The following is a 7,995-nucleotide window of genomic DNA, read 5'->3' on the forward strand; positions in this document are numbered from 1 at the left end:
GCGCCCCGCGACGACCGGCAGCGTCAACTGAAGGCGCAAGCCCTCCAGATTATCGATAACGTGTTTGCTGCGCGCTGGCTGGCGTTGCTGCAGACGAAGGCTACGATTCCGATATCCCTGCTGATCGTGCTGGTGCTGTGGCTCTCCATTGTGTTCGGCACCTTCGGCTTGTTCGCCGACCGCAACGGGACCATCATTGCAGCCTTGATGATGTGCGCGCTATCGACGGCAGGGGCGATTTTCCTGATCGAGGAGATGAGCACGCCGCTCTACGGGCTGGTCAGCGTGTCGCTTGCGCCTATGCGCGACGCGCTCGCCCATCTCGGCCAGTAGGTCGGCGGGCCAGCAGGTCAGCGGTCAAACCACCGGTATTGAAGCGTGATGGAAACGGTCTGGAAGTTGCCGCCGATGCGTGCTGTCAGCCCGCGCGACCACGCGAGCTTCGCGGACCATTGCGCCGCAAGCGGAACGGACAGCGTGGCGCCGTAGCGCACGGTGCGCTGCAGATCCTGGCCCTGAGCGCCATTTACGCTTGTCTGACCGCCAGTGAAATACGTCACGTCCGCAGCGAGCCAAAGGCCGGGTCGCCAGTTATAGCCTCCGTGCCATTGGAATACAGGCAGCGGTTCCTGGCTGCGCCGATTGCCGCCGAAGAAGTCGTTGTTGTCGGTGAAGAACCACACGCCCGCCATTCCCTCCACGAACCAGTTGCCGAGAGGCTGGGATAACCCGATCTCGGGCTTGAATGCCCAACGGTTCGAACCCACGTTCACCAGGCGCGATGGCAGGTACTGGCCGGTCGGCGCGACCACGCTGAGGCTGGCGCCGAGTGAAGCGGTGGGGCTGCGTCGCGCGAATTGTTCCGGTGTGAGTGCCTCGCCACCCAGCAGAATCACGGCAAATCTCATCCTGATGTCGCCCATGCCTGACCGGTAGGCGTGCCCGGGCGCGCCCTCGACGTTGCCGGTCAGGTCCGCATTGGCGTAAGGAACCAACAACGCGACGCTTGCCGTACGTCCCGCAATCCCGAAGCTATGGGAGTAGCCCGCTGCGTAGGTATTGATCGTGGCTTGCAGGTCGGTCACCGGCAGCGAAGGATCCAGCAGGACCTCGCCGCTCGATCGCGCATAGCTCATCAACAGGAAGTTCGTTCCGACCGGCACGGCGGAATAGGCGCGCGGCTCCATTTCCTGCGCAGACCCGGAGACTGCCCAAAGGAGGATCATGCCGGCGCTCGCGTACCGAAGGCGCCGTACGGCACGTGTCGTTAATCCTGCCCGGTCCGCGCGCCGTCTGCGCGCTTCAACCGACTTTGATTGGGTGGAACGCGAGTCAATCGGCATGTCTTTGCCAGAGGCACGGGAAGCCGGCGGAAATGATCTACTCTGTAGCAGAGGATGCGATGGCGCAAGGTCCTTGTGCCGGCCATAACAAGGGGTAGCCATGAGAATTCTAGCTTTGTTGGCATGTGTGATGCTTTGCTCGAACGCGTTTGCCGAATGCACCACCAACGCGCGCGGCGTTGTGGTTTGCAACAATGGAGAATCGGCTGGTGCTTATAACCGGAACACGGGCAACGCTGCGATGTCCGAGAAAAATCAGAATGGCGTGACGACGACAGAGACGAGCAAGGGCGGAGAGGCCAAGACCAAGAATGGCAAGGGCGTATATACAAGCCCGAGCGGGAAGACATGCGCCAAGACGGCCCGGCATGAGGGCTGCAACTGAAGATCCACGGATGGAGCCAGGCACACGCAGGCGCGGTCATGTTGCCGCGACTGACGCGGGGCTCCGCGGTTGGTGAGGGGACGGCAGATGAATGCCAGCCTTATCGGCGACCCGCACCAGCTCTGCCAGTGAATGTGCCTCCATCTTCTTCATCACGCGGGCACGGTGGACCTTGATGGTCTTTTCGGCCGTGCCCAGTTCGCAAGCCATTTGCTTGTTCAGGCGGCCTTCGACCACCAGCGCCAGCACTTCCCGCTCGCGCGGCGTGAGCCGCTCGATGCGATTGTGAATCGATTCGATTTCGATGCGGCTCGCGAGCGCTTGCGACGCGCTCCCCAATGCGGTCTCGATGGCATTGAGCAGGTCGGTATCGCTGACCGGCTTCACCAGGAAGTCGGTCGCGCCCGCCTTCATCGCGCTGACGCTCATCGGGATATCRCCGTGTCCGGTGAGGAAGATGATCGACAGGGGCATGCCTGCTCCGCGCAATTCGCGCTGAAACTCCAGGCCGTTCAAGTCAGGCAGTTGCACGTCGAGTACCAGGCAGGCGTTGTAGTCCGCGGGCGGACCGCATTCGAGGTACGCACGGCACTCGAGCGCCGATCCGAACCCTTCGGCCCGGTAGCCTGCGGAGCGGATCAGGCGCGTCAACGCCCGGCGCACTGCGTCGTCATCATCCACCACGAAGACGGTTGGTGTGGCGTGGTTCATGGTCGTTGTCCGGAGTGAAGGCACTCGGCTTCAGTGGCGATGGGCAAAGTGAAATGGAAGGTGGCGCCATGGCCACTGTTGTTTTCCGCCCAGATGCGGCCCCCATGCATTTCAACAATAGTGCGGCTGATCGACAGCCCGAGCCCGAGCCCCTCGCGCTTCGACGTATAAAACGGCTTGAAGAGCTTGTCCAGCTTGTCGGCGGCGAGGCCGGGTCCGCGATCGCGTACCCAGACGCGCACCATGCCGGCGCCATCGAGCGCGGCGCCAACCACGATCTCGCGATCGTGCGCCGAGCGGGACTCCGTCGCGTGGAATGCGTTAAGCAACAAATTCAGCACGACCTGCTGCACCTGGACGCTGTCGCCCTGCACGGGCGGCAGTCCGGGATCGACGTTCAGCAGCACGCGAATGCCGCGCACGATCGCGTCGCTGTGCACCAGCAAGACCACATCGCCGATGACGCGGGCAAGGCTGAGCGGCGCTGCCTCGAGTTCGCCTTTCTTGACGAGCGCACGGATCCTGCGAAGCACTTCACTCGCGCGATGGTTGTCATCGACCAGGTCCTGCAGTATCTCGCGCACTTCGGCGAGATTGATCGGTTGTTTCGCCATGAATCGCTGGGCTGCCTGCGCGTTGCTCAGGATGGCCGTGAGCGGCTGGTTCAATTCGTGCGCGAGCGAACTTGCCAGTTCTCCGAGCGTGGAGACACGAGTCAGGTGGGCGAGCTCCTGCCTGTTGCGTTGAAGTTCGTACCGCTCTGTCCGGTCAATGATGACCGTCAGCGTAAGCGGGTCGTCGTCGGACCAAGCGCGATTGGCTGTGATTTCCGCCGGGAATTCGGTGCCATCCTTGCGCCGCGCGAACAGGTCGCGCGTACCGCCTGTCGCCCAGGCCAGCGGCGCGTCCACGGCGCCGGCACGGCGGACGGGATCGCCCTGCAATCCGGGAACGAGCGCGTCCGCGCTAGCGCCGATCAGCTCATCCTGGCGATAGCCGAAGAGCGTTGCCACGCTGGCATTGGCCAGCACGATCCGGCCATGCGCATTCGTCATCAATATGGCAAACGGCAACAGTTCCAGCGTGCAGCGCAATGTCTCGTCGCGCTGCACTCGCCGCGTGGCGTCGCGGGCGCTTTCTGGCAGATCGCCGCGCGCTTCCGCAAGGGCTTCATGCGGCTCATGGTGAGCGGCGGTGCGCCGGAACCCGCCGGCGGCAGTGAGGCGCGCGCGGATGGGGCGCCAGCTCTGCCGCCAGGACTGGCGAGATCCTGGCGCTTCGCGAGGGCATGGCTGTTCCGCGGACGATCCTGTGGCCTGCTGCTCCCACGTTGCGTTGGCGACACGGGTACGCAGGAAGTTAAAAGCAAAAGGCCGGTGCGGCGGCTTTGTTGTGCCAAGGGCCGGGGTGATCGGCGCATCCGTGGCTGCGGGTGCCTGGCGATGGCGCGCGCGCCGGAACTGCAACATCAGCAGCAGTGCGATGAGCGCAGCCTCCAGGACGGCAGCGGTGTGAACGATGGTCATGGCGCCGTGCTCCCCTGTCAGTGGTTCGCGCGGCCTGCGCGAACCCGCTGCCGTCGGCAAGCCGGCGAGCAGACGAGCAACTCAGCGCGCATGCGGTCGTATCAGGCGCTTGCGCAGTTGCAACAACGTGCGCGTTACCGGACATCTCCGCAGGGCCATGAAGCGAACCTGTCCCATATCCCTCTTTGATTTGTTGCTGCATCGCGTCCCTGAAACGCGACGCAATTCCGTTTCTGCTGGCGGATACTGGCTTGCGACAGGGCGCTGGGGTGAATGAAGCATCACTGGCGGCCAGGGCAAACCGGTTATCAAGTGGCATATGGGCAAAAAAAGTTTAGGCGCTGTCGTCCCTTTGTAAAAGGCATTAGTCTCGATTGCGCAACTACGAAAGCGGCGATACCCAGCGGGTGAGGCCGGCCGGATGCTCGAATTCGCGATCGAATGGGACCAAGGTCCAATTGCCGGCACATTGCACGCGGACTATTTTTTCAGGTGAGTGTATTTGGCTGGCCGCATGGTCCCGCTTTCAGCCTCTCGTGCCTGCGTTCGCCACGGCGGGCCAGGCCGACGTCAGGGAGCCTGGCTGTGCGCACGGCTCTGAGCGCGGCGCTATCGTCGCGGGTGAAGCGCTCCACAATCTCATCACGTCTCACCACCGGCTCCATTCCCCGGGAACGATCATGGCGCAGCCAAAAAAAGCGACCCCTTCGGATGCAGCCGCGCTCGGGGGAAGGTTCGACCATACGATTCTGGTCCTGCAAGGCGGCGGCGCGCTGGGTGCGTACCAGGCGGGCATCTTTGCTGGACTTGCCGACTGCGGCCTGATGCCTGACTGGGTTGCCGGCGTTTCGATCGGGGCGATCAATGCCGCGCTGATCGCCGGCAATGCGCCGGAGCGCCGCGTGGAGCGCCTGAGCGAATTCTGGGACCGGATGTCGGCGCATGCGCCATTTATTCCACCTGCCTACCTGGACCCGTGGCGTCCGATGCTGAATGCCTTCAGCGCGGCATCCTCGGTAACGTTCGGGGTTCCTGGCTTCTTCACGCCACGGGTTCCCCCGCCTTTCCTGGCACCCGACGGCAGCATCGAAGCCCTGAGTTTCTATGACACTCGGCCGCTCAAGGCAACACTCGAGAAACTGGTCGACTTCGACGTGATCAACCGCAAGGATGTGCGGCTCTCGCTGGGTTCGGTCAACCTGCGCTCCGGGAACTCGGTCTATTTCGACAACGCGCAGATGCAGATCGGGCCCGAGCACGTGATGGCGAGCGGTGCGCTGCCACCGGGATTCCCGCCCGTGGAGGTGGACGGGGAACTGTACTGGGATGGCGGCATCGTTTCGAACTCGCCGCTGTGGTACATCGTCGACGAGAACTTCCGGTTGGGGGCGCTGGTCTTGCAGGTCGATGTATTCAGCGGGGCGGGCGAGATGCCGCAGAATCTGCGGCAGGTCCAGGAACGAGTCAAGGACATCCAGTATGCAAGCAAGACGCGCTTCAACACGATGCGCGTCAGGGAAATCGAAGGCCTTCGCGGCGCACTGCGCCGTGTCATCGACAAATTGCCCAAGGCGCTGCAGTCGGATCCGGATGTGGAGCGGCTCACGGCGATCAGCACGCGCGGCACCGTCGCGCTGCTGCATTTCATTAACCGGCACAACACGCAATCCTCCGATTTCAAGGACTACGAGTTCTCGCGCGCCACGGTGACCGATCTGTGGAACGGCGGGCTTGAGGACGCACGCCGCGCCGTCGCCAGTCCGAAATGGAAGGAAGCGTTGGCGCTTACCAGCGGGATCGGCATTTACGACATGACCTCGTAGCGCCCCGCCAACAGGAACACACGCCATGACCGAAGCAGAGATCAAGAGGCTCGCCTTCGCGATGCCGCTCACGAGTCCCGCGTTCCCGCCGGGCCCCTATCGTTTTATCAATCGCGAGTTTCTGATCGTTACCTACCGGACCGATCCCGCCGCGCTGGCTGCCGTCATTCCCGCCCCGCTGGAGATGACCGACCCGGTCGTGAAGTTTGAATTTATCCGGATGCCGGATTCGACCGGCTTCGGCGACTATACGGAAAGCGGCCAGGTGATCCCGGTGCGCTTTCGCGGCGAAACCGGCGGCTACGTGCACGCGATGTTTCTCGACGATGGATCGCCGATCGCGGCGGGCCGTGAAATCTGGGGCTTTCCCAAGAAGCTGGCATCGCCGCAGCTACGCATCGAAAAGGATACGATCGGCGGCGTGTTGCGCTACGGCCCGGTCCCGATCGCCGTGGCGACGATGGGGTACAAGCACAGGGCGCTTGACCACGACAAGATCCTGGCGTCGCTGTCGGCACCCAACTTCCTGCTCAAGATCATTCCGCATGTGGATGGCACCGCTCGTATTTGCGAACTGGTGCGCTACTTCTGCGAAGACATCACCGTGAAGGGGGCCTGGGAAGGGCCGGCCGGGCTCGAGCTGTTTCATCACGCGCTCGCGCCGGTTGCGTCGCTGCCGGTGCTCGAAGTGATCTCGGGCGTGCATATCTTGACCGACCTGACGCTCGGGCTGGGTACCGTGGTCCACGATTATCTCGCCGCGTGATGGCGTTCGCGCGCATTGGACCATGGTCCTATATCGGCCCCCCGGCGGGTTGCATAGTCTATGGATGGAATGGCTCTTCCCTGGCGTCAGGTCGTGACGGACCCGTGCTGAGGGAATCCAGGGTCAGGCAGCGTGTCCGGAAGCGATAGTGCCTGCACATTCGCTGCCTCGTCACCATCATCGACACGACGAAGCGAGGAAGATCATGACCAGGCGTCTGCTGTGGTTTGCGGTGGTGCCGGCGCTGCTGTTTGCGGGTGTCGCCAGGGCTCAGTACCCGATCATGAACGAGGTCGCCGAGAAGCTCGTTCAAAAGTACCAGCGCGCGTCCTGCGAGCAGTTATGGCAGGAGAAAGCCCAGAAACAGGGGCAGCCGAAGCCCGCGAAGGAGCAGGAAGCCGTGCAGTTGCTGCGCGACGATCCGCAGATGCGCAACGCGTTCATCAACAGGGTGGCGGCGCCGATCGTCAACAAGATGTTCGAGTGCGGCATGATTCCGTGATCGCCGTCGGGTGCAACACCAGACTGAATGATCTACCGAGACCGCGATGATCAACGAGAAATTGCTGTTGCGCGCAGCCTTTGTGGTGCTGGGCTTGCTGCTGTCCGCGAACGGCATGGCACAGCCGTCCCAGCCGGCGCAGAACAAGCCGAAGGCCGCCGCCAAGCCGGTGCCCAAGGCTGCCGCGCCGGCGTTCCAGGCCGGCATCGAACCGCGCGCGGTAGACATCCTCAAAGGGGCGAGCGCCCGCCTGGCCGCTGCCAGGACGATGGCGTTCACGGCCGTTGTCTCCTATGAAAGTCCTAGCCGCCTCGGTCCGCCGCTCGTCTATTCCACCAAATCGCAGGTGGTCATGCAGCGGCCGGACAAGCTCAAGATCGTCACGCTCGGAGACGGGCCCCCCTCGGAGTTCTACTACGACGGCAAGAGCATGATGGCACTTGCGCCGGCAGAGAACCTCGTCGCCGTCGCGGACGCGCCGCCGACCATCGACGCCGCGCTGCAGAAGGCCTACGATACCGCGGCGATCTATTTCCCGTTTACCGACGTGATCGTCACGGATCCCTACAAGGACATCGCCGGCGGACTGAAGACCGCGTTCTATATCGGTCAGTCAGGCGTGGTCGGGAATACGACAACGGACATGGTGGCGTATGTCACCGGGGATGTGTTCGTGCAGGCCTGGATCGGCACGCAGGACAAGCTGCCGCGCCGCATCTATGCCGTTTACCTTAATGACCGTACCCGCTTGCGCCATGTGCTGGAACTCTCCAACTGGGAGCTGGACGCCGCCGTTCCCGCAAGCGCCTTCGTTTCAGCCAGCGCGGCCGGCGCGGCGCGCATTGCGTTCGAGCCGCCGGATGCAAAGGGTGGGCCGGGCATGAAGCCTCCTCCGAAGTCCAGGCCGGCCAAGGGGCAATGAGGAGACGCATCATGAAG

The 7,995-nt window shown here is 63.3% G+C and carries 10 protein-coding genes; 7 read left to right on the plus strand and 3 right to left on the minus strand.

Translation table 11 applies throughout. The features are described 5' to 3' along the window. Positions 1 to 333, plus strand: a 333-nt coding sequence (locus AC1DKD_RS36530; RefSeq protein ID WP_477144384.1) for a bestrophin-like domain, incomplete at its 5' end; no start/stop codon positions are given. A gap of 17 nt (positions 334 to 350) precedes the next feature. Here the strand turns inward: AC1DKD_RS36530 and AC1DKD_RS36535 are convergent. After that, on the minus strand, positions 351 to 1,226 hold the full coding sequence (locus AC1DKD_RS36535; RefSeq protein ID WP_441628106.1) for a transporter: 876 nt from the start codon (positions 1,224 to 1,226) through the stop codon (positions 351 to 353). Positions 1,227 to 1,443: 217 nt separating this feature from the next. Between AC1DKD_RS36535 and AC1DKD_RS36540 the strand changes: the two genes are divergently transcribed. After that, a complete protein-coding gene (locus AC1DKD_RS36540) occupies positions 1,444 to 1,728 on the plus strand; it encodes a hypothetical protein (protein ID WP_441628104.1) in 285 nt (94 codons plus the stop codon). 36 nt (positions 1,729 to 1,764) lie between these two features. Here the strand turns inward: AC1DKD_RS36540 and AC1DKD_RS36545 are convergent, their stop codons facing one another. Next, positions 1,765 to 2,439 (minus strand): response regulator transcription factor, encoded by a 675-nt coding sequence (locus AC1DKD_RS36545; RefSeq protein WP_441628102.1) that lies wholly within the window; start codon positions 2,437 to 2,439, stop codon positions 1,765 to 1,767. Further along, positions 2,436 to 3,494 carry a sensor histidine kinase gene (locus AC1DKD_RS36550; RefSeq protein WP_441628100.1) on the minus strand — a complete coding sequence of 353 codons (1,059 nt, stop codon included), beginning with the start codon at positions 3,492 to 3,494 and terminating at the stop codon, positions 2,436 to 2,438. The genes AC1DKD_RS36545 and AC1DKD_RS36550 overlap by 4 nt, the downstream gene beginning before the upstream one ends. On the opposite strand from AC1DKD_RS36550, the gene AC1DKD_RS36555 reads away from it, so the two are divergent. The 5 genes from AC1DKD_RS36555 to AC1DKD_RS36575 all read left to right on the plus strand — a co-directional run bounded on the left by AC1DKD_RS36555 (position 3,480) and on the right by AC1DKD_RS36575 (position 7,978). Then, positions 3,480 to 4,154 (plus strand): hypothetical protein, encoded by a 675-nt coding sequence (locus tag AC1DKD_RS36555; RefSeq protein ID WP_441628098.1) that lies wholly within the window; start codon positions 3,480 to 3,482, stop codon positions 4,152 to 4,154. The genes AC1DKD_RS36550 and AC1DKD_RS36555 overlap by 15 nt on opposite strands. A 185-nt stretch (positions 4,155 to 4,339) precedes the next feature. Beyond that, positions 4,340 to 5,788, plus strand: coding sequence for a patatin-like phospholipase family protein (locus tag AC1DKD_RS36560; protein ID WP_441628096.1), 1,449 nt, complete (start codon positions 4,340 to 4,342; stop codon positions 5,786 to 5,788). Positions 5,789 to 5,813: 25 nt separating this feature from the next. Then, the gene (locus AC1DKD_RS36565; protein WP_441628094.1) at positions 5,814 to 6,554 is read left to right on the plus strand and encodes an acetoacetate decarboxylase; all 741 of its coding nucleotides are present in this window, start codon (positions 5,814 to 5,816) and stop codon (positions 6,552 to 6,554) included. 205 nt (positions 6,555 to 6,759) lie between these two features. Then, positions 6,760 to 7,056 carry a hypothetical protein gene (locus AC1DKD_RS36570; RefSeq protein ID WP_045238578.1) on the plus strand — a complete coding sequence of 99 codons (297 nt, stop codon included), beginning with the start codon at positions 6,760 to 6,762 and terminating at the stop codon, positions 7,054 to 7,056. 46 nt (positions 7,057 to 7,102) lie between these two features. Continuing rightward, positions 7,103 to 7,978 (plus strand): DUF2092 domain-containing protein, encoded by an 876-nt coding sequence (locus AC1DKD_RS36575; protein WP_441628092.1) that lies wholly within the window; start codon positions 7,103 to 7,105, stop codon positions 7,976 to 7,978. Positions 7,979 to 7,995: the final 17 nt, after the last annotated feature.

The organism is Cupriavidus sp. 05T313 (genome assembly GCF_056396665.1).

Coding starts and splice junctions, on each gene's coding strand:
- AC1DKD_RS36535 (WP_441628106.1), bottom strand. CDS start 1,226: ATGATCCTCCTTTGGGCAGTCTCCGGGTCTGCGCAGGAAATGGAGCCG.
- AC1DKD_RS36540 (WP_441628104.1), top strand. CDS start 1,444: ATGAGAATTCTAGCTTTGTTGGCATGTGTGATGCTTTGCTCGAACGCG.
- AC1DKD_RS36555 (WP_441628098.1), top strand. CDS start 3,480: ATGCGCATTCGTCATCAATATGGCAAACGGCAACAGTTCCAGCGTGCA.
- AC1DKD_RS36550 (WP_441628100.1), bottom strand. CDS start 3,494: ATGACGAATGCGCATGGCCGGATCGTGCTGGCCAATGCCAGCGTGGCA.
- AC1DKD_RS36565 (WP_441628094.1), top strand. CDS start 5,814: ATGACCGAAGCAGAGATCAAGAGGCTCGCCTTCGCGATGCCGCTCACG.
- AC1DKD_RS36570 (WP_045238578.1), top strand. CDS start 6,760: ATGACCAGGCGTCTGCTGTGGTTTGCGGTGGTGCCGGCGCTGCTGTTT.
- AC1DKD_RS36575 (WP_441628092.1), top strand. CDS start 7,103: ATGATCAACGAGAAATTGCTGTTGCGCGCAGCCTTTGTGGTGCTGGGC.